The organism is Glutamicibacter ardleyensis (assembly GCF_014644555.1).
Classification (GTDB): Bacteria; Actinomycetota; Actinomycetes; order Actinomycetales; family Micrococcaceae; genus Glutamicibacter; species Glutamicibacter bergerei.
The window spans coordinates 663578-684836 of record NZ_BMKX01000001.1; the positions used below are offsets into that span (position 1 = coordinate 663578).

Annotated in this window: 19 protein-coding genes; 18 read left to right on the forward strand and 1 reads right to left on the reverse strand. The window is 60.4% G+C overall.

Translation table 11 applies throughout. The annotated features are described in order from the left end of the window. Positions 1 to 30 precede the first annotated feature (30 nt). The 9 genes from IEX04_RS02990 to IEX04_RS03030 all read left to right on the forward strand — a co-directional run bounded on the left by IEX04_RS02990 (position 31) and on the right by IEX04_RS03030 (position 11201). Complete coding sequence (locus IEX04_RS02990) at positions 31 to 1311, forward strand: cytochrome P450 (protein ID WP_188683561.1); 1281 nt, start codon at positions 31 to 33, stop codon at positions 1309 to 1311. Between the two features lie 23 nt (positions 1312 to 1334). Continuing rightward, on the forward strand, positions 1335 to 2423 hold the full coding sequence (locus IEX04_RS02995) for a PEP/pyruvate-binding domain-containing protein (RefSeq protein ID WP_096254387.1): 1089 nt from the start codon (positions 1335 to 1337) through the stop codon (positions 2421 to 2423). Between the two features lie 69 nt (positions 2424 to 2492). Continuing rightward, positions 2493 to 4361, forward strand: coding sequence for a PEP-utilizing enzyme (locus IEX04_RS03000; protein WP_188683563.1), 1869 nt, complete (start codon positions 2493 to 2495; stop codon positions 4359 to 4361). Positions 4362 to 4504: 143 nt separating this feature from the next. Further along, the gene (locus tag IEX04_RS03005) at positions 4505 to 5251 is read left to right on the forward strand and encodes an SDR family NAD(P)-dependent oxidoreductase (RefSeq protein WP_188683565.1); all 747 of its coding nucleotides are present in this window, start codon (positions 4505 to 4507) and stop codon (positions 5249 to 5251) included. Positions 5252 to 5288: 37 nt separating this feature from the next. Further along, the gene (locus IEX04_RS03010; RefSeq protein ID WP_096254384.1) at positions 5289 to 5609 is read left to right on the forward strand and encodes a 2Fe-2S iron-sulfur cluster-binding protein; all 321 of its coding nucleotides are present in this window, start codon (positions 5289 to 5291) and stop codon (positions 5607 to 5609) included. A 2-nt stretch (positions 5610 to 5611) separates the two neighbouring features. After that, entirely contained in the window at positions 5612 to 6913 is a 1302-nt protein-coding gene (locus tag IEX04_RS03015) for an NAD(P)/FAD-dependent oxidoreductase (protein WP_188683567.1), read from the forward strand. Between the two features lie 8 nt (positions 6914 to 6921). Continuing rightward, the gene (locus IEX04_RS03020; protein ID WP_096254382.1) at positions 6922 to 7590 is read left to right on the forward strand and encodes an HD domain-containing protein; all 669 of its coding nucleotides are present in this window, start codon (positions 6922 to 6924) and stop codon (positions 7588 to 7590) included. Continuing rightward, positions 7587 to 9080, forward strand: coding sequence for an aldehyde dehydrogenase family protein (locus tag IEX04_RS03025; protein WP_188683569.1), 1494 nt, complete (start codon positions 7587 to 7589; stop codon positions 9078 to 9080). The genes IEX04_RS03020 and IEX04_RS03025 overlap by 4 nt, the downstream gene beginning before the upstream one ends. Before the next feature lie 237 nt (positions 9081 to 9317). Further along, positions 9318 to 11201 carry an FAD-dependent monooxygenase gene (locus tag IEX04_RS03030; protein ID WP_188683571.1) on the forward strand — a complete coding sequence of 628 codons (1884 nt, stop codon included), beginning with the start codon at positions 9318 to 9320 and terminating at the stop codon, positions 11199 to 11201. 165 nt (positions 11202 to 11366) lie between these two features. On the opposite strand, the gene IEX04_RS03035 is transcribed toward IEX04_RS03030, so the two are convergent. Beyond that, entirely contained in the window at positions 11367 to 12086 is a 720-nt protein-coding gene (locus IEX04_RS03035) for an SDR family NAD(P)-dependent oxidoreductase (protein ID WP_188683573.1), read from the reverse strand. 277 nt (positions 12087 to 12363) lie between these two features. Between IEX04_RS03035 and IEX04_RS03040 the strand changes: the two genes are divergently transcribed. The 9 genes from IEX04_RS03040 (at position 12364) to IEX04_RS03080 (ending at position 21145) form a co-directional block, all read left to right on the forward strand. Continuing rightward, on the forward strand, positions 12364 to 13281 hold the full coding sequence (locus IEX04_RS03040; RefSeq protein WP_188683575.1) for an LLM class flavin-dependent oxidoreductase: 918 nt from the start codon (positions 12364 to 12366) through the stop codon (positions 13279 to 13281). Positions 13282 to 14187: 906 nt separating this feature from the next. Beyond that, positions 14188 to 14841 carry a sporulation delaying protein family toxin gene (locus tag IEX04_RS03045; RefSeq protein ID WP_188683577.1) on the forward strand — a complete coding sequence of 218 codons (654 nt, stop codon included), beginning with the start codon at positions 14188 to 14190 and terminating at the stop codon, positions 14839 to 14841. A 7-nt stretch (positions 14842 to 14848) separates the two neighbouring features. Then, complete coding sequence (locus IEX04_RS03050; RefSeq protein WP_188683579.1) at positions 14849 to 15430, forward strand: SdpA family antimicrobial peptide system protein; 582 nt, start codon at positions 14849 to 14851, stop codon at positions 15428 to 15430. Continuing rightward, on the forward strand, positions 15424 to 16425 hold the full coding sequence (locus IEX04_RS03055; protein WP_188683581.1) for a sporulation-delaying protein SdpB family protein: 1002 nt from the start codon (positions 15424 to 15426) through the stop codon (positions 16423 to 16425). The genes IEX04_RS03050 and IEX04_RS03055 overlap by 7 nt, the downstream gene beginning before the upstream one ends. A 1-nt stretch (position 16426) precedes the next feature. Continuing rightward, positions 16427 to 16780 carry an SdpI family protein gene (locus IEX04_RS03060; RefSeq protein WP_188683583.1) on the forward strand — a complete coding sequence of 118 codons (354 nt, stop codon included), beginning with the start codon at positions 16427 to 16429 and terminating at the stop codon, positions 16778 to 16780. Positions 16781 to 17465: 685 nt separating this feature from the next. Further along, positions 17466 to 18149: a fasciclin domain-containing protein gene (locus tag IEX04_RS03065; RefSeq protein ID WP_188683585.1), complete on the forward strand. Its 684-nt coding sequence runs from the start codon at positions 17466 to 17468 to the stop codon at positions 18147 to 18149. A 142-nt stretch (positions 18150 to 18291) separates the two neighbouring features. Next, positions 18292 to 18939, forward strand: coding sequence for a sigma-70 family RNA polymerase sigma factor (locus IEX04_RS03070; RefSeq protein ID WP_188683587.1), 648 nt, complete (start codon positions 18292 to 18294; stop codon positions 18937 to 18939). After that, positions 18940 to 19683: an anti-sigma factor gene (locus tag IEX04_RS03075; protein WP_188683589.1), complete on the forward strand. Its 744-nt coding sequence runs from the start codon at positions 18940 to 18942 to the stop codon at positions 19681 to 19683. A gap of 58 nt (positions 19684 to 19741) precedes the next feature. Beyond that, complete coding sequence (locus IEX04_RS03080; protein ID WP_188683591.1) at positions 19742 to 21145, forward strand: cryptochrome/photolyase family protein; 1404 nt, start codon at positions 19742 to 19744, stop codon at positions 21143 to 21145. The last annotated feature ends 114 nt before the right edge of the window (positions 21146 to 21259 follow it).

Below are 21259 nucleotides of genomic sequence, written 5' to 3' on the forward strand. Positions count from 1 at the left end.
TATCCGCAATTTCCCGAGGAGCCACATCTCATGACCAGCACCCCAGCAGTCTCCGGTGGATGCCCAATGGGCTACGGCGCGCAGGCCCCGGCGGACCACCACGGCTACGAACCATTCGCCATGGAAGATCCGTTTCCGGCGTATGCACGTATGCGCAGCGAGCAACCGGTGATGTTTGATGAGCGAACCGGCCTGTACGTGGTCACCCGTTATGACGACGTCAAGGAAGTCTTCGAAAAGTGGGAGACGTTCTCCTCGGAGAATGCCCAGGCACCGGTGCGCAAGCGCGGACCGCAGGCCACCCAAATCATGACCGAGGGCGGGTTCACCACCTACTCCGGACTCTCCGCCCGCAGGCCCCCAGAGCACACCCGCATCCGGGCCATTGCGCAGAAGGCCTTCACCCCACGCCGCTTTAAAGCGTTGGAACCATTGATCCGCGAAAACGTGAAGGCCTCCATCAAAGCGATGCTGGACCGCGGTGATGATCATGGCGACATCGTCGCGGATCTGGCCTACTCGCTGCCCACGGTCACCATCCTGACCCTGATCGGCGAGGATACCTCCTCGGTGGACACCTACAAACGCTGGAGTGACTCACGCGCCGCGATGACCTGGGGAGATTTGAGCGACGAGGAGCAAATCCCGCACGCGCACAACCTGGTCGAATACTGGAATCGCTGCCAGGAAATCGTAGCCCGCGCACATGCCGAAGGCGGCGACGACCTGACCGCAGACCTGGTCAAGGCGCAGTCCGAGGGCGGCGAAATCAGCGACCACGAGATTGCATCGCTGCTCTACTCGCTGCTCTTCGCCGGCCACGAAACCACCACCACGCTCATTTCCAACTGCGTGCGTGTCCTGCTCGATCACCGCGAGGCTTGGGAAGCGCTGTGCGCCGAACCCAAGCAAATCCCCAAGGCCATTGATGAAGTGCTGCGCTACTCCGGGTCGATAGTCGGCTGGCGGCGCAAGGCACTGGAAGACACCGAGGTTGCAGGGGTGGCGATCCCCGAAGGTGGAGAGCTGCTGCTGCTGATGGGCTCGGCCAACCGCGATGAATCCCGCTTTGAAAACGGTGAGGACTTCGACATTTCCCGTTCCAACGCACGGGACCACCTGTCCTTCGGCTTCGGCATCCACTACTGCCTGGGCAATATGCTGGCCAAACTCCAGGCCAAGATCGCATTGGAAGAGCTCACCAGCGCACTGCCAGATCTTCAGCTGCTGGACGGTGAGCACATCAGCTTCCGCAAAAACCTCTCCTTCCGCGTCCCCGAGCAAATCAACGTCTCCCTGAACGCGCACTGAATTTACTTCGAAAGTAGAACATCATGAGCAACAACGACTTCATTGAATTCTTCGACGGCGGCTTAGCTCCCACCTTGGACTCCTTGGGCGGCAAGGGCGCTTCGCTGGTCACCATGACCGCCGCTGGCATGCCGGTGCCTCCCGGATTTGTTGTTAATACCGCGGCCTTCCGCGCCTTCATGGGCGCCGGACTGGACCAGGCCATCAACGAACACCTAGCCCAGCTTGACCCCGAAGACATCCAAGCGGTGGATCAGGCCAGTGCGGCGATCCGGGAACTGATTACCTCCCGCCCGGTCCCCGCCGAGTTGAGCGAGGTCACCCGCCAGGCCTACGCCGATTTGCAGTCCCGCTTTGAATCCGAGGCTCCGCTGGCGGTGCGTTCCTCGGCCACCGCCGAAGACTTGCCAGACGCCTCCTTCGCCGGGCAGCAGGACACCTATTTGTGGCTCAACGGCTATCCTGCGGTGGCCGAGCACATCCGGGCCTGCTGGGCTTCGCTGTACACCTCACGCGCCATCATCTACCGCATCAAGAACAACATCCCGGATGAGGGATTGTGCATGGCGGTCGTGGTGCAGAAGATGGTCAACGCCAGGGTCGCCGGAGTCGCCATGACCTTAGATCCCACCAACGGGGACCGCTCCAAGATCACCGTGGACGCGTCCTGGGGTGTAGGTGAAATGGTCGTCTCGGGCACCGTCACCCCGGATAACATCCAGTTGGACAAGGTCACCTTGGCGGTGATCACCGAGCATATCGGCGACAAGCACGCCGAACTCATCCCGGATCCGGCCACCAACTGTCTGGTGGAACGCGAAGTTGAACCGCAGCGCCGCAACGTCCTGTGCTTGACCAGCTCCGAACTTGAAGCGGTGGCTCAGATGGCCAAACGCGCGGAGAAGCATTACAAGAGCCCGCAGGATATCGAGTGGGCCCTGGACGCCGATCTTCCCGACGGCCAGAACCTGCTGCTGCTTCAGTCCCGCCCGGAAACAGTGCATTCGTCCACTACTGCCGCACCCAAGCTCGGCGCCGGCGGTTACGCCTCCTCGCTCGGTTATGGTTCGGTCTCTTCGATCACCGCCTCGCTGACGAAGATCACCGGTTAATTTTCTCGCTCTATCCACCATCTCGGCCAGTTGATGATCTCCCGGCCGCTGCCTGAAAGGGTGCAAGTCATGACAATGAAGTCCTTCCCTAAACCATCCGATTTGCCGGTCCCCGCCGGCGCCGAAGGATGGGAAGAGATCTACCCGTATTATCTGGTCTTCCAGGACGAGCTGAAGGAAGAGGAAGACGCCAAGTTCTGGTTCTGCGACTCCTCACACTGGCCAACGGTGTTTAAGCCATTTGAAACCATTGGCGGTGAATTTGCGGTGAAGTGCCTGGGCCAATACAACGCCCGCCACTTGCTGATCCCGAACGCCAACGGCATCGAGTTCCGCGTGCACCTGGGCTACCTGTACATGTCGCCCATCCCGGTGCCCGAAGATCAGATCGCCGCCCGCGTTCCAGAGTTTGAGGCCCGCATTGGCCACTACTTCGGGGATTGGGAGAACAAGCTGGCCGCATGGCATGACAAGGTCAAGGGCACCATTGCCGACATGGAGCAGATCAGCTTTGACCCGCTGCCGGAGATCGTTCCCTTTGAGGACATCACCAACGGTGTGGGCAAGGACGGCTCGGAAATCCTGTTGGACAACTATGACCGGCTGATCTCGCTGACCTACCAGAACTGGCAGTACCACTTCGAATTTTTGAACCTGGGCTACATCGCGTATCTGGACTTCTTCAACTTCTGCAAGGAAGTTTTCCCCAACATCCCTGACCTGTCCATCGCCACCATGGTCCAGGGTGTGGACATGGAACTGTTCCGCCCCGATGATGAGCTCAAGTCACTCGCCCTGCTGGCGGTCGAGCTGGACCTTGTTCAGCATTTCTCCCGTACCGATGATCCGGCAGCCACCCTGGCCGCTATCGCGGCGGCTCCCGGCGGCGAGCGCTGGATCAAGCAGTGGGAAGAGGCCCATGAGCCATGGTTCAACTTCACCATCGGCAACGGCTTCTACGCTCATGACAAGTACTGGAATGAGCACCCGGAAATCCCGCTGGGTTTCATCGCCGACTACGTCAGCCGCGTGCAGGATGGTGCGCAGATCCTGCGCCCAACACAGAAGCTGATCGCGGAGAAGCAGCGCATCGTCGAGGAGTACACCGAGCTGCTCGATGACGAGGCAGCAGCCATCTTCGAGGCCAAGCGTTCGCTGGCGGCTACCGCCTACCCGTACGTGGAAAACCACAACTTCTACATTGAGCACTGGACCATGGGCGTCTTCTGGCGCAAGGTGCGCGAGCTGTCCACAATGCTCACCGAGGCAGGGGTCTTCCAAGATCCCGAAGACCTGCTCTACCTGGGCCGCAATGAGGTCCGCGACGTGCTCTTTGACCTGGTGACAAACTTCGGCGTAGGTGCCGGAACCCCGATCGCCGCGGTGGCCCTGCCCAAGAAGATCGCCAAGCGCCGTTTGATTGTTGATGCGTTGAAGACCGCCCGCCCGGCTCCTGCGCTGAACACCCCGCCCGAGGTGATCACCGAACCGTTCACCCGCATGCTGTGGGGCATCACCACCGAACAGGTGCAGTCGTGGTTGGGCAACGACGAGGACGCCGAGGAGAACGTGCTCAAGGGCATGGCAGCCTCCCCGGGACTGGTGGAGGGCCACGCCCGGGTGGTCATGCACGCCGATGACCTCTCTTCCGTCCAGGCGGGTGAAATTCTGGTCGCACCGATCACCGCCCCGTCCTGGGGTCCGATCTTCGGCAAGATCAAGGCCACGGTCACCGATATCGGCGGCATGATGAGCCACGCGGCGATCGTCTGCCGCGAGTACGATCTGCCGGCCGTCACCGGCACCGGAAGCGCCTCGACCACCATCAAGACCGGAGATCTGCTGCGTGTTGACGGAACCAAGGGCACCGTGCAGATCCTGAGCAATATGGAATTGGTTTCCGGGCCGGGAGCACATTCCCACGCCCACCAGCACTAATCCCCCTGCCGGCGAGGTCTTCCCGGAAAATCCCCCAAGCTCTTCCGAATAACCCTCACCATCCCCGGGTGCCGGCCAATCCCCCAAGTGGCCGGCACCCTACCCCCCACACTTTTGAGAAACTTCCGTAGAAAGGCAAAGCCATGAACAGCTCACCGACGGTACTCATCACCGGCGCGGCCGGCGGCCTGGGCCGGGCCTTCGCCTTGGGATTCGCGGCCCGCGGCTACAAGGTCGCCGCCGCAGACATCGATCTGGCCGGCACCGAAGAAACCGCGGACCTGGTCCGCCAGGCCGGAGGCGACGCCGCGGCCTTCCAGGTGGATGTCACCGACACCGCGTCGACCAACGCGCTGGCCGCCGCCGCGGCGCAGTTCGCCGGCGGAACCATCGGCGTGCTGATCAACAACGCCGCCATCTACGCCACCGTGACCCGGTCAAAATTCGAAGACATTGACGTGGACGAATGGGACAAGGTCATGAATGTGAATCTGAAGGGACCTTGGATGGTCTCCCGTGCACTGTCCCCGCATTTAGGCGCAGGCTCCCGGATCATCAATCTGGCCAGCGCCACCGTGTATTCGGGCTCCGAGCAGTGGGCCCACTACGTGGCTTCCAAGGGCGGGGTGATCGCGCTGACCCGCGTGATGGCCAAGGAACTGGGCCGGCGTGAAATCTCGGTCAATACCATTGCCCCGGGATTCACCCTCACCGAGGCGAGCCTGAGCCTGATGGATGACGCAGCCAGCTACGGGGTGGACCGCGGATCACTGAAGCGGGCCAGCGTGCCCGAAGACATTGTGGGCGCCGCGCTCTTCCTGGCCGGCCCCGACTCATCATTCATCACCGGCCAAACGCTCGTCGTCGACGGCGGACGCCAATTCATCTGAGTCCGCTCAGCTGCTGAACCCGAACAGGAGAAACATCATGGCGAAAGTACACTTCACCGATTTTGAAGGTGCCACCCAGGTCATCGAGGCCACCACCGGGGACTCCGTTATGGAAACCGCCGTCCGCAACGGCGTGGAAGGCATCGTCGGCGAATGCGGCGGCTCACTGTCCTGCGCCACCTGCCACGTTTTCGTCGCAGCCCAGGACTTCGAGGCCCTGGAGCCCATGGAAGAGATGGAAGACGAAATGCTCTACGGCACCGCGGTGGACCGCGAAGAGAACTCCCGGCTGTCCTGCCAGATCAAACTGTGTGCAGAGCAGGAAATCCACGTCACTACCCCAGAAACCCAGGTGTAGCCATGAGCACCCAAACCCTCTCCCCCTCACTGGCCGGCGCCGACGCCCCGGCCCCGGGCACAGCCACCGGACTGTTGATTATCGGAGCCTCGCAGTCCGGGGTGCAGCTAGCCATCTCGCTGCGCGCCCTAGGCTACACCGAGCACATCACCTTGCTGGGCGAGGAAGACCACCGCCCCTACCAGCGTCCGGCGTTGTCTAAAGAATTCTTGCAAGACAAGGTCGGTTCCGAATCGCTGATCTTCCGCTCCAACGACTACTGGATCCAACACAACATCACCCTGGTCAAGGGCGAACGTATCGAATCGATCACCCCGCGCCCCGACGGCAGCGGTGAAGCAGTGGGAAGCTCCGGCACCGCCTACCCCTACGCCAGGTTGGCGCTGACGGTGGGCGCCCGGCCGCGGCTCTTCGAAGCCCCGGGAGCGCAGTTGGACGGTGTGGTGTACCTGCGCAGCGCCGATGATGCGCTCAAGCTCAAGGCGCTGGCCCCGGAAGCCACCGACGTGGTGGTCATCGGTGGCGGCTTTATTGGCTTGGAGGCAGCCAGCTCGTTGCAGGCCATGGGCAAAAAGGTCACCGTCCTCGAATACGGGACGCGTCTGGTGGGCCGTGCCGTCGGTGAAGACACCAGCGAATACTTCCGCAAGCAACACACCGACCGTGGCTTAGATATCCGCATCGCCGCACGCATCGAAAAGATCGTTGATGATGGCCACGGCGCTGTGCAAGCAGTCCGGCTGGAGAGCGGCGAAGAAATTGCCGCGCAGATCGTACTGATTGGTATCGGCGTTATTCCCAATACCCAGCTGGGCGAAAAACTCGGGCTGAAAATCGATAATGGCATTGTGGTGGACGAACACGCCGTCGCCTCGGACGGACACACCATCGTGGTGGGCGACGTAGCCAATATGCCCAACCCGGTGCCCGGCTCACCATCCGGCGAGCGCATCCGTCTGGAATCGGTGAACAACGCGGTGGAGCATGCCAAGGTGGCAGCCTATTCGCTGATGGGCCAGCGCGAAGCCTATGCGGGCATCCCCTGGTTCTGGTCCAACCAGGGGAATATGAAACTGCAGATCGCCGGGCTATCCATGGGATTTGACGCTACGGTGCGCCGCGAAGTTCCCGATAAAGGCAAGTTCACCGTGCTCTACTACCGTGCCGGACATATCATCGCCGCGGACTGCGTCAACGCTCCGCTGGATTTCATGGCGGTCAAACAGGCTCTCGCCGCGGGAAAGAACATCAACCCGGACCCCGCCAGCAACCCCGCCACCCAACTCAAGACCTTGATTGCCTAAGGATCAAAATGACAACCCTGAATGAGACCAGGCCACTGCCGGCCACCGGTGAAGTGAATACTGGGCCCATTGCCCTGGATATCCATGAAGATGGAGAACTTGATCGGCTCTGGGCCGCGGTGGTTCCCGAGACCCGTGCACGTGGCAACGACATCCACCTGCCCATCTCCTTGTCCTTCGCCCGCCGATTGTGTGATGCCTACCCGGAGGCCGACCGCACCCTGGTGCTGGTGGCAACCTTGCTGCACGACACCGGCTGGGCCCACGTGGACAAGGACAAGATCATCTCCGACGGCTTCCGCGGCGACTGGCGCAAGGCAGACATCCGTTACGAGCACGAACGCGAAGGCTGCGCTGTAGCCCGCCGGGTACTGCCCTCACTGGGCTTTGCCGAAGAATTCATCGAGGCGGTCTGCTTGATTATCGACGGGCATGACACCCGGCAGGTGGCTTACTCCTTGGAGGACGCGCTGATGCGCGACGCGGACCGGCTGTGGCGTTTTGACCACGCCGGCATTGCCCTGGCCTCGGGCTGGTTTGACCAGGATCCGGCGCGCTACACCGACCGGCTGGAAACCGAGATCATTCCGGAACTGATCACCCAGGCCGCGGTAGATATGGCGACCGCAGACCTGGCCCGCTCCCGCAAGCTGCTGCGCACGGAGGTCCTGAGATGAGCACCACCACCATGACCCGAGATTCTTTAACGATCCCCTACCGCCACGTGGACACCCACTTCATCAATGGTGATTGGGTCGCCTCGACGGGGTCCAACCGCATCGAAGTCACCGACCCTGCCACCGCCAAGGTATGGGGTTCGGTGCCCGAAGGTACCGAAGACGACGTGGACGCGGCGGTCGGCGCGGCACACCGGGCCCTGCGCAGTTCAGCGTGGAAGGCCTTCACCCCCGCGGATCGCGCGGCCCTGCTGCTGCGCATCGCCGATGAGGTCGAGGCCCGGGCCACCGAACTGTCGCTGACCAACACCTTGGAAAATGGTTCCCCCGTCTCCGAGACCTCGGGTGCGGCGGCTAACGCCGCAAGCATCTTCCGCTACTTTGCATCACTGGCACCGTTGCTGGAAAACGAGGATCTACGCCCCTTCCCCAATGGTGCCGGGCAGTCGCTGGTGCGCCGCGATCCGGTAGGTGTGTGCGCGCTCATTGCCCCGTGGAACTTCCCCATCAACCTGATGGTCATCAAACTCGCCCCGGCACTACTAGCCGGGTGCACCGTGGTGATGAAGCCAGCTTCCCCTACCCCGCTGTCTTTCCGCATCATCATGGATGCGCTGGCGGCCGCCGGAGTCCCGGCGGGCGTAGCCAACCTTGTCACCGGCCCGGGCCGGCTAGGAGATGCCCTGGTGCGCCACCGGCTGGTGTCCAAGGTGGCGTTCACCGGCTCCACCCCGGTGGGACGCAAGATCGCCGGAGCCTGCGGCGAACTGCTGCGTCCGGTCACCCTGGAACTGGGCGGCAAATCCAGCGCGTTAGTCCTGCCGGACGCTGATCTTGATGTGCTGGGCTCGCGGCTGATCCGCTCCTGCATGCGCAATACCGGCCAGACCTGTTACATTTCTACCCGCATCTTGGCCCCGGCGCGGCGCTATGAGGAGGTGGTGGACGTGATTGCGTCCACCATTAGCGCCGCATCGCAGGGGGATCCGTTGGACCCCGCCACGGTGTTTGGTCCCTCGGCCAACCGCAGCCAGTACAACAGCGTGCTCGAGCATGTGCAATCCGGACATGCCCAAGGCGCCCGTGCGGTCACCGGAGGCGCGAAGGCGCAGCTGCAAGGTGAGCTGGCGGACGGGTTTTTCATTCAGCCCACGGTCTTCGCCGATGTTGAACCCGAGATGAGAATCTCGCGTGAAGAGATCTTCGGACCGGTAATTACCGTGCTCAAATACGAGTCGGAACCCCAAGGAATCGCGCTGGCGAACAATACCGAGTTCGGCCTGGGCGGGCTGGTCTTCGGCGCGGATGAGGAACACGCGCTGCGGGTTGCCGAGCAGCTGGACACCGGAAGCGTGGGGCTGAACTTCTTCGCCTCAAATCATGCAGCCCCCTTTGGCGGCCGCCACGATTCGGGCCTGGGCACCGAATACGGTCCGGAAGGCTTAGCCGCGTATCTGAGCTACAAGTCAATCCACCGGCAGGTGCGCTAGCCAGAACCCCTAGCGGCAGTAGGCAGCAGACCCCGTAAAACGGGGTCTGCTGCCTACTGCCGTGCCTTTTTAACTGCAAAAATCTGCAAATAATGACTTGTCAGCGCCCTTCCGCTGGATGGAAGTCCGGGCTGGTGAAACACCTGCCAACCGAGCAGGATTACTAGCAGTTCACAACGTGTTCCACGTCACCATCCGGAGACGAAGAAGCACTTCCCCAGCTAAGGAGCCCACAAGATGCAGTACCACCACGACGGTTACATTGGCCGCGATCCACGCATCAGAACCGCACAGGGCACGGGCATTGATCGCACCGCCGAACTGCCTGAGACCATGGATGTGCTCATTGTGGGCGCCGGTCCTGCCGGCATCGTGCAGGCCGCCCAGCTGACCGAATATCCAGATGTTCACACCCGCATCATCGAGCGCCGCCCCGACCGCCTGGTGGCGGGCCGCGCCGATGGGCTCTTTCCACGCAGCTGCGAAACTTTCCAGGCCTTCGAGTTTTATGAAGAGATCGCCCACGAAGCGGCGCATATGCGTGAAATGAGCTTCTGGGGTCCCAAACCGGGTGATCCAACACAAATCGCGCGCGGGGCTCGAGCCGATGATCCACCAGCCTATGTCAGTGAATTCCCCATCCTCACCGTCAATCAGGCCCGGGTTATCGACTACTTCGCGCGACGCGCGGAAAATGGTCCGGCGCGAATCAATATCAACTACGGTTTTGAGTTTCTGGACCTGACCGTGCATGAAGAGGGCGAGTACCCAGTAGAGGTGAAGCTGCTAGACGAGCATGGTCAGCCGCGCACCGTACGTGCGAAATACGTGGTGGGCTGCGACGGAGCGCGCAGCAAGGTGCGAGACTGCATCGACGTGCAGGTTCACACCGATCCGGCGGATCAAGCATGGGCCGTCATGGACATCCTGGCCAATACCGACTTCCCGGACTTCCGCACCCGCAGCGGCATCGCATCCGGCAAGGACGGATCGATCCTGCTCATTCCTCGCGAAGGTGGTTTCCTGACCCGCTTCTACGTCTCCCTAGATGCTCCTACCCCGGAAAACCGGGAACGCGTCCGGGCCACCACCGCCGAACAAGCCATCGAACGAGCCAACCGCATCCTGTCCCCCTACACCGTGGACGTCAAGGAGGTGACCTGGTTCAGCATCTACGAGGTCCGCCACTCGGTGGCACAGAGCTTCGACGATGTGGCCGCTCAAAAGAACCCTGCATTAAACCCACACGTCTTCATTGCCGGAGATGCCTGCCATACGCACAGCGCCAAGGCAGGACAGGGCATGAACGTTTCCATCCAAGACGGATGGAACCTAGCGTGGAAGCTCGGCCAGGTCTTGGAAGGACGCAGTGACGAGTCCCTGCTACAGACCTACAATGACGAGCGGCAAGATGTGGCACAGAAACTCATCGACTACGACAAAGAATGGTCGGCCATGATGTCCCGGAGTCCCGAGGAAATGTCGGGCCCGCACGAGATTGTTGACTTCTTTACGAGTACCGCCAACTTCCCCGGCGGCTTCGACACGAAGTACCCGACCTCTTCCTTGATCGGTAGCAGCGCAAGGCAGGAGCTTGCCCAGAACTTCCCATTGGGCATGCGCTTCAAATCGGCCGAGGTTTCCCGAGTCTGCGATACAACCACGGTGCAGCTTGGCCACCATTTCCGTGCCGACGGCCGCTGGCGGTTGTACGCTTTCGCGGACGAATCAGGTCAGACGGTCACCGAGCTGGCCGACTGGCTGGAAAATTCCGCTGATTCCCCGGTCAAGCAGTTCACTCCCGCGGGAACGGACATCGATAGCGTCTTCGACGCCAAGGTCATCTATCAGCAGGGCTACCACGACGTGGATCTGGGCTCAGTTCCACGCCTGTTCATGCCGAAGGTCGGGCACCGCCAGGTGATCGATTGGGAGAAGGTCTACGCCGCAATTCCGCACAACGACATCTTCGAGGCACGCAAGATCGACCGCGCGGGAGCGCTGGTGATCGTGCGACCGGACATGTATGTGGCCCACGTTTTGCCTTTGACTGCACGGGCAGAAATCACCGAGTTCTTTGCGCAGAACATGGTGCGTGCCAAGGTAGCGAATTTCTCCTGATCTTCGCTTCGCATGAGCGCAGGGTATCGACCCCTTAGGCAATTAGTGCCTGATCACCCGATACTGAACTGCTCCCCAGATATTGGTTTCTGATTTCTCAGTCCAACTTCCGGGGAGCAGTGCAGTGAAACAGGGTCTTTTCCTATGGCAGATCTTGCCAAGGACCTAGACGGCGGTATAGCCACCATCCACCGGAATAACGGCGCCGGTAATGAATTTTGCCTTGTCGCTGGCCAAGAAGGTGATTAAGTCAGCTACTTCCTGCGCCTCGCCCACGCGTCCCGCCGGGTGCAACTTGGCGTACTGCTCCAGAGTTGGCTCATCAATTAATGGGGTGCGGATAACACCAGGGGCCACCGCATTCACGCGGACGCCCTCCTTGGCATACATGGTGCCGGCGGCACGGGTCATATTCACCACGCCTCCCTTGGATGCCGAGTAAGCAATGTTGTTGGAAACTGCGACCATGCCGAACATCGAGGCGAGGTTGATGACAGAGCCACCGTCACCTTGCTTCAACAACTGGGCAATGACGTACTTATTGGTGTAGAAAACACCGGAGTAGTCGATGCCGTTGGTGCGTTCCCAGTTGTCAATGGTCGAGGTGACCACATCACCTTCGCCACCCACACCGGCCGAGGCAACAGCAATGTCCACACGTCCGAATTCCTCGACGGTCTTGGCCACTGCTGCTTCAACGTTCTCGGCATCTGATACGTCGCCCTGGTAGAACTTGGCGCCGATCTCGTCTGCGACTTCCTGAGATTTTGGATTGAAGTCAAAGATCATCACTTTGGCCCCTTCAGCGATGAAAGTCTTGGCTGTTGCCAGACCCAGTCCCGAACCGCCACCGGTGATGAATGCGACCTTGTTGTTGAGTTCCATGATGCGCTCCAATCCTTCAATGAAGTATGACCACTTCCGTGGTCCCATACTTCAATACAACACCACTTTAGTTGAAGCGTCAACCAGTTGTGACATGAGGATCAAATCCAGCAGCAATGCTGATTGATTGCGCCCCACTGCGACCGTCAACTGCAGCCTCGCATCCAGCACCTGACCGCTCGACGGGGTAAACTCGGCCGCGGACCCGTCACCGTCGAAAGGACTTCATCATGCCGCTAGGGCTTAGCGCTAAGCATCAGTTAGCACGCCGGTCGGCATGAGACTCTCAATTCTTGACCAGGTTCCACTCACCGAACATACGCCCACCCGGGCTGCCGCGTTATCCAGCGGCTTAACTCTGGCACAGGATGCTGACGCGCTTGGCTACCACCGCATCTGGTTCGCCGAGCACCACAATTCGCAGTCCTTCGCCAGCGCTGCCCCGGAAATAATGACCGCTCTGGCGCTAGAACGCACAGCCACGATCAGGGTTGGCACCGGGGCCATCCTCCTGCCCTACTACTCGGCCCAAAAAGTCACCGAAACGATGGGTCTGCTCTCGGCGGTTCATCCGGACCGGGTGGATACCGGAGTGGGGCGTGCCTCGCTCAGTGACCCGAATTATGCCGCAAAGGTTGCGTCTTTGGTGCACGAGCTCGACGCTAGCCACCCTGCCTCAGGCAGCGAGCCTGCCGGGCGCGTATGGGTATTGGGGGCCGGCGGTTCGTCCGCGCCATTGCCGGGAACGCTCGGTGCCGGCTACGTCCATGGCCACTTCCTGCGCCCCACCGGTGGCGAGGCCGCGACCAGCGCTTATCGCGAGGCCGCAGTAGCTTCCGGGCACACTCCACACACTGTCTTAGCCGTCCGCTTCGTCACCGCCGAAACCGAGGAGCGGGCCCAGGCTCTGGCCGAAGCCCTGCTGCTCTGGCGGGTGCGCAAGGATTTTGGGCACGACGGCCCTATCCCCTCAACAGCCACCGCCGCACGCTACCAGTGGAGCACTGCGGAACGGGCCAGGGCCCAGGAGCGCAGCCAGGCACTGATCGTTGGAACGCCGGCCAAGGTTCGAACCGAGATCTTGGCTTTGGCCGACACCCACGGTGCTGATGAGCTGATGCTCAATACCCTCGTCAGTGACCCCGAGGACCGATTGAACGCCTACCGACTCCTGGCAGAGACCCTGATCGACTGATCCTGAAGATCCTCGTTGGCTTGGGCAACTCAACATCGACAAAAAGCAGAGCAGAATTGAACAACAGAATCCGGTGAATCGCAGTGCCCGACGGCCCTTTGAGCCGATGCCGAGGACAACGCGCACCGCTTCCGGATCTCATGAACCTATCAAAGCAATGGTCTTGATATGGACCTATCCCTCGCACTTTGCCTGCTTGCGCCTCTCGATAATTGCCAATTACGGGCCGCAAAAGGTTCAGCTGACGTGGGTTTTAGCTGGAAATCATCGATCCACTGGAAGCGCCGTTCCCAGATCTCGATCCTCGTTCCGGACAGCCGGGGCAATACCTTCGCGAATTGATAAACCGCCCGATCACCCGGTCGCCTGCAGACTGCCTACCGCGTTGTCCGCAGAGCACCGCTTCTTCGGCAAACTGAATGACATCCGCGTCCTCCGCGGCGTTGCACGGAAGCACTCTGATGGCGAGCGCGCTGCGCTTGATTCGCTTGCAATAATTTTCCTTGACGCAGGTCTCGGCATTTGCCTACTGCACCGATGAACCTCGTACCCCCAGAGCGGCGCTGCCCTCCTACAAAAGTAGGAGGACAGCGCTCCACCCACAGCATTGTCCCTCCACCAAGAGCCGCTTTCCGAAGCATGCTGACAACAACTTCGCGAGCTCACCAACCGCTGGATCATCAGGTTTTCCGCTAGGACGCACTGCCCCGCTGGCCACATCCAAACGCTTCCGTGCGCCCTCCTACGAAAGTATGATTGCGGGCACAAAAATACATTTATACAATTGTCATGCGATCAATAAGGAAATCAATTAGCTTATCTGAATTATTTTGATCGGCTGCACAGTTCCCGTTGCTCCAACCTTTGCTTTTCCCATACACCTCGACGAGGATCTAGGAATCTGGTTTGAAAAATAAAAAGCTCATCGCCCTGGCCGCCACAGCGGCTCTTCTGGTCGCCCCCACAACCGCTTTCGCCAATGAGACCACGGCTCCAAAACCAGCCGCCGCATCCAGCCACTTGGAAGCCGTCAGCTCATACTCGGTTGAAGACACCCTGAAACTGCTCTTGGCTGGATCCGGACCGGTCGCTGAGAAGAACCCCGAGCTGGTCAGATTCCTCGGATTTGCAGAGGATCGCCCCGCAACGGATGAGTCCGCACTCGAAGAGGTAATCGCCGACTACGTGAAGTTCGACCCGAAAACCGCTGCCTCCGTTCAAAAGCGGCTCGCGTCCGGGCAGCCCCAACAAGTTGAAAAGGCCCTGGCCGACCTGACTTCCTCTTTCCAGAAATACCTCAAGAAGAAGTCCGCCAGCCAGTCGGAGAAGAGCAATCTTCCCGTGGCTGATGCGGCCGGATGCGGCGTGTTCAAGGTGTGCGTCGGCGTAACGCTGCTCGCCGTGGCGAATGGTGTGGTGTACGCGAATGTGGCCGCTGCGACGTTCGCGGTGGCGACCTTGGCAATCGCCTGGGTCTACCTTATGGACGATCCGAGCCAGACTACCGAGTTTGAACGCGATGAGTTCATTGCAAAGATGACACGAGCGCTGAGCAGCTAGCCTCGCGATGCAAGATACACCATCAAAGGCCGCCCCAGGCCGAGCTGCGGCCTGGGGCGGCCTGCTGTCACTGATAGCCTTTGTCCTGATTCTCGCGCTGACGATTGCCATGTCGTTGCCGAGCAATGTGCTGGCCTCCCGCGACGGATCACTGCTGAGGAAAACAAGTGTCGAGCTGATCCCCCAAGGCTGGGCATTCTTCACCAAGCCTCCGAGCGAAAGCGAGATCGTACCTTTTTCGGTGACCAATGATGCTGCACCGGTATCCGCGCTCGCGCCGCCTCAGGCCGAATTCAAAAATCTCCTGGGCCTCTCCCGTGCACAGCGTGCCCAGGGTCCCGAACTGGCAGGCTACGTCAACGAAGTCACCCGTTGGGTCGACTGCACGTCGAGCGAACCCGGGATCTGCGCGCAAGACCTCCTGGATGAGGGCGGTACGCCGCAAAAGTTCAATTCCACGACTTCCGCTGCCTCGCTCTGCGGAACGATCGTTGCGCTTGAAACCGAGCCTGTTCGCTGGTCGTTCAGAGAATTCTCCACCTCAGCGCGTACCGCGAAACGCGCAGCGTTGCTGGAGGTGTCATGCTGAACCGGATTCTTCAACCTACAGAGAACGCGATCGGCAATTTCCACGGGGCAGATCGCTGGATTGGGTCCGGCCGGACGCTGATTGCCTTGGCGCAGCTGAGCATACTTTGCTTTACGCCCACCGCATACCTTTTCGTGTCGGTCTCCGGAGAACCGCAAAAGCCGCACTGCGAAGGATGGAGGAGCCTCACAGCCTATTGCTTGGGCAACGACGGCTTCCAGCCTTGGGTCTCAATACTGCTCATTGCCCTTCTTGTGGTAGTCGCCTCGGGCTTCTTCCCGGCTCTGACAGCGGTGCCGCATTACTGGGCTACGGTATCCATCTCGACGGGAATCTCGCTGTCTGACGGTGGCGAGGCTGCGGCTCAAGTTATCACGCTATTTCTGGTTTTCCTGCTTTTGGGCGACCGCCGGAAGACGCATTGGCATCGAGCTTCACCGAGCACCAGGCCGAGAAATGTACTGCTTGGGCTGACTTGGGCCGCCCATTGGGGGCTTCGGCTTCAGATGGCTTGGATCTATGTGAACGCGGCAATCCCCAAGCTTTCGGTCCAGGAGTGGAAAGACGGAACCGCCGTGTACTACATAACCCGCGGTGAATTCTTCGGTGCGCCAAAGCACCTGCAAGAACTGATCTATTGGGCAACGTCCATGCCCTTGGTCGAACTGATGTTGACGTGGGGAACTATCGCCGCCGAACTGACGATTGCCTACTTCTTGATTTTCGGGAAGAAGCGCACGCGCCTGGTCTCGCTGGCTTTATGCGTCGCCCTGCATACGGGCATCATTGCAGTCATCGGCCTATGGTCCTTCGCCCTGGTGATGATCGGCGGAGTTGCCGCAGCTATGGCGGGTATCCAACTGAGACAGCAGGTTCATGCACCAGGTGCCCCGCGATCCGCTCCCATCACTGCTACACCCGCTGACTTCACCCACGTAAACACGCTTGGCTCAAGTGATAAGCATTCAACTTCTCCCCTAGTTAAAGGAAAATGAAATGGAAGACCTGGCATTTGGAGCTCTCGTAGTTAGCATCCTGTTTGTCCTCATGTGTACGATGCTGGCTTCAATGACCCGTTCAGGGTCTTTATCGGCCAACCGCGTCTTCGGCTTGAAGACCAAGCACACGCTCGCCTCCGATGAAGCGTGGACAGCGGGGCACAGGGCAGCCGGTCCCCTATTATGGGGTTCCGTTGCTGTCGCACTGGCTGGCGCTGTCACTACCGGCCTGCTGCTTGCTGCCGGTGATTCGCAAGTTGCCGGTGTGGTGGGCTGGGTCGGCGTGTTGGTAAATGTGGGGCTTCTAGTTTACGCAACCCGAGTCGCGAACAGGGCAGCCCGCGCCGCATAAATACGGCAGCGGGCCCTGCACTGCGTAGTTGAATGCAGATGGCTGTGGTCTTGGAGAGTCAACGCCCCGCACCGGCCGCCAGGCAGGCAGTGAGCTGGAATCAGGTTCCCGCTCACTGCCTGCCTGGCTTTTAGCCGTATCCCTGAAGCACCATTGGCTACAATGCCTGGACTCGCGGAAGATGCATAACCTGACGCCGCGCAGCGATCAGCTTGTCCGCCCTCTGAAAAATCGTTGGGGCTGGAGTCAGCCACCTGAGCCCTTGGCGGATCGGCCGGATGCCCAGCCCTATGGTTTTCAAGGTTCTGAATACCTTCATCTCGCACTACGGCGTGGTGCGGACCTGGCTATTGACACCCTTGGTGCCTACCGGCAGAGCCTGGCGAGGCGGAACCGGCGAGCGCCCAACGCGATCCCATTCACGCAATCCACGCGTTGCCCATCGGTAGCGGAACCGGCAGATTCGGCTTCATCAAACAGCAATCTGCCGCCATCTCAAGCGGTTTCAGAAGGACCCATTTGGCGCATTGAACTGCGTGACAGCCACCGGATGAGAATCCGCAGAAAGTTTTTTCAACTTATTTCAATCCTTTTCCCATCTCGCTCCGAATGCTTCATGACAGCCCGCACCAACAGGGTCGGGGAAATACGACGAGAGTTCTCGTCGTAAGGCAAGGAGATAGACATGCAGACACTCAACCGCAAATTTGTTGGAGCACTCTCGCTGGTCGCAGTTGCAGCAATGGGATTGACCGCTTGCTCGACCGGCTCCGAAACCGCAGAGCCATCGGCTTCCAGCTCCATGGCCGCCCCAAGCAGCTCGGCAATGGCCAGTGAGTCGCCAATGGCTGACTCGGACATGGACCCAGCAGCTAACCTCGTTGGCTCGGGTTGCGCGGCTTACGCCGAAGCAGTGCCAAGTGGCGACGGCTCGGTAGCCGGTATGGCCAAGGACCCGGTAGCCGTGGCAGCTTCGAACAACCCGCTGCTCAAGACGCTGACCGCGGCGGTGTCCGGAAAACTGAATCCAAAGGTGGATTTGGTGGACACCCTCAACGGTGACGAGTTCACCGTCTTCGCACCCGTTGATGACGCTTTCGCAGCAATTCCTGAAAAGGACCTCAACGCAGTGGTCAAGGATGCAGATGCGCTCAGCGGCATCTTGACCTACCACGTAGTACCTGGCCAGATTGCACCGGCAGACCTTTCGGGTGACTACACCACCGTTGCAGGCCAGGATCTTGAGGTCACCGGCAGCGGAGATGACCTGAAGGTCAACGGCGCTTCGGTCATCTGTGGTGGCGTGCAGACCGCCAACGCCACCGTCTACCTGGTAGACGAAGTGTTGATGCCACCAGCAAAGAAGTAGTCGAAGCGGACTACCAGCAAGACGTCCACCGCCCGATGGCCGGTACTTGGTGCTTGATCATCAAGCACCGGCCATCGGGCGGTTAACAGCCTCTTGACCGGCTAGGTCGTGGATACCTTCGCCGAACAGCGGAAAAGGAGATATGAACAGAGCTGACACGGGACAATCGAATACCGGCTCCGGTGATATTCTCAACACCATGGACAGAGCACCGAGCGGGACTGGAACACGGGCAGAAGTTAACCCCGGCTCCACCGAATATTGGAGCGGTCTATGCCAACGCGTCGCCCAAGGAGACCATCAGGCCTTCGATTCTCTCTACACGGAGTTATCTCCGGTGGTTTATGGAATCTCGGTGCGGCTGATTCGCAATACCGCGCAAGCTTCCGAGGTCACTCAGGAGGTTATGCTCGAAATTTGGAACAACGCGCAGCAGTACTCGCAGAGCGCCGGATCCATCTACGCGTGGGCCTCAACGATAGCCCGTCGCCGGGCCATAGACCGGATCCGTTCGGAGGAAGCGCGGACCGCGCGCGAGGACCGCAACTTCACCGTTGACCGGGAAGTCGCGCAAATCGATGACGAGCTGATGGCTCAAGTCGATTCGGAGCAGGTCCGCGACTGCCTGGCAACCTTGACGGTCAAGGAAAAGCAGACGGTCATTGACACCTACTACGGTGGCAGCACCTACGCACAAGTGGCCGAACGCCGGCAGATGCCTTTGGCCACGGTTAAATCAAGAATCCGTAGCGCCTTGCAGCGCTTGAAAACATGTTTGGAGGTGGCATAAGTGGATCGCCAGAATCATGACGGCTCATTGAGCACCGAAGACCATGAACTGTTGACCGGGCTGGCTTTAGAAGCCTTTGATTCACCCGAGGAGCGCGAACGCGCCGAGAAACTGGTCAGCTCCAACGAACAGGCCGCCCAATGGTTGCGTGGATACCGCGAGACCCTGGCACGCCTCGACCGGGCTACGGCTATGGAGCCCCCAGCTGACTTGCGTGAGAAGATCTTCGCCGAGCTTCCGGAGCAAGCATCCCCAGCGCCAATTTCGCTGAGCGAACGCCGCGAACAGAAGCGCCGCTCCATGCCTCGCTACGGTTGGCTTGCGGCCGCCGCCGCGGCAGTGGTCTTAGCCGCTGTGCCGAGCGCTATCGCAGTCAACCAGCATCAGCGTGCGATCACCGCGGAATCCGAAAACAACGAGTTGCTTTCAGTGCTCGACGGCCAGCAGGTGAAGGTGGTCAACGCACAGATGCCGGACGGCAATGGCGCAATGACCCTGCTTGCCTCCTCCAAGGGCACGGTGGTGCTCGGCCACGATCTGCCGGCCATGGATCAGGAACACGACTACCAGCTGTGGACCATCGCTGCAGGCGGAACGCCGGTTCCCTCCGATGTAGTTCCCCACGGCGACTGGAGCGCACAATTGCCCGCCTTGCCGGAGGGCACAACGATCGCTTTGACCGTGGAACCGGCAGGTGGATCCCAGGCTCCGACCACCGATCCGGTGATGGCACTGGTCGGCTGAGCGGGGTATGACGACAGGTGGATTTAGCTAGCTAGGCTAAATACATTAGTCTGTGGCTATGAGGCAAGACTCCCTGACCCAGCCACCGCAACCCCTCCAGCTGGTGTTGTTCCGCGATGACCTGCGCACGCTGGACCACCCGGCCCTGTTAGCCGCACGGGAAGCCGGACCCACCGTGGCGGTCTTCGTTTTCGATGAGCAGTCCGAGGGCATCAGACCGTTGGGGGCGGCGGCCCGCTGGTGGCTACACCATGCGTTAGCCAGTCTCCGGGATTCCCTGCACGAACTGGGCATCCCCTTAATATTGCGTCGTGGGGCCACCGCGGAGATCGTGGCAGAACTGAGCAGGGAATGCTCGCCGCAGGCTATCAGGTGGAATCGCCGGTATGGCCAAGCCGAACGCGCGGTGGACGCGCAGCTTAAAGCCGCGCTCCACGGCGCGGGAATCGATGCCCACAGCTACGCGGGGTTCTTGCTTCACGAGCCATGGGAACTGCTGACCAAGAACCAGACCGGGTTCAAGGTCTTCACGCCTTTTTACAATGCGCTGCGAAACGCTGAAATACGGCCACCCCTGCCCAGGCCAAGCGCCCAAGACCCGCTCGACGCTTCAGGGGTGCGCAGCGATCGGCTGGAGAGTTGGAACTTACTGCCCACTTCACCGGATTGGTCCGGCGGCCTGCGAGACACCTGGACTCCGGGCGAGCCCGCGGCCCGCCAACGCCTAGCCGACGTCCTTGAATCAATCGCCGGGCACTACGTGGATCACCATGACCGACCGGACCTCGACGGCACCTCGGCACTGTCCCCGTCGCTACGCTGGGGACACCTGAGCGCTCACCAAGTATGGGATGAATTGAGCCGGCACGCGGCGCATTCTCCGGCCGCCGCCGAGGGCGCCACCGCGCTACGCCGCCAAATCGCTTGGCGGGACTTTTGCTGGCACCTTTACTACCACCACCCACAGCTACCCACGCAGAACCTGCGTCCAGAATTTGATGATTTTAATTGGTCCGGGCCAACCGATTCACCCGAAGCCGCGGACCTAGTGGGCGGCTGGCAGCGCGGCCGCACCGGCTTCGCACTGGTCGATGCGGGAATGGCGCAGCTATGGCAGACCGGTTGGATGCACAATCGGGTGCGCATGGTCACCGCGAGCCTGCTAGTGAAGAACCTCGCGATCCACTGGAGGGTGGGCGAGCAATGGTTCTGGGACACGCTGGTTGACGCCGATATTGCCAGCAACACTGCCAACTGGCAATGGGTGGCTGGGTGCGGAGCGGATGCCGCGCCCTACTTCCGCATATTTAATCCCGAATTGCAGGCCAAAAAATTCGATCCGCAGGGCTCCTACGTGGCCCGATACGCACCATTGGCCATTGAGCCACTGGTAGATCTCAGACAATCACGAATACAAGCTCTAGAATCTTACAACCACATGAAATCGCGGCAGCATTCGTGAGTTCAAAAAATTTGCGAATCCTCCAATCCAAGAGCGCCACGGTGACGAATAACCTGTAGGAGCTCCCAGAGCCCAGTCGCAGGCACGTGAATAACAACGTATGAGGTGGTCAAA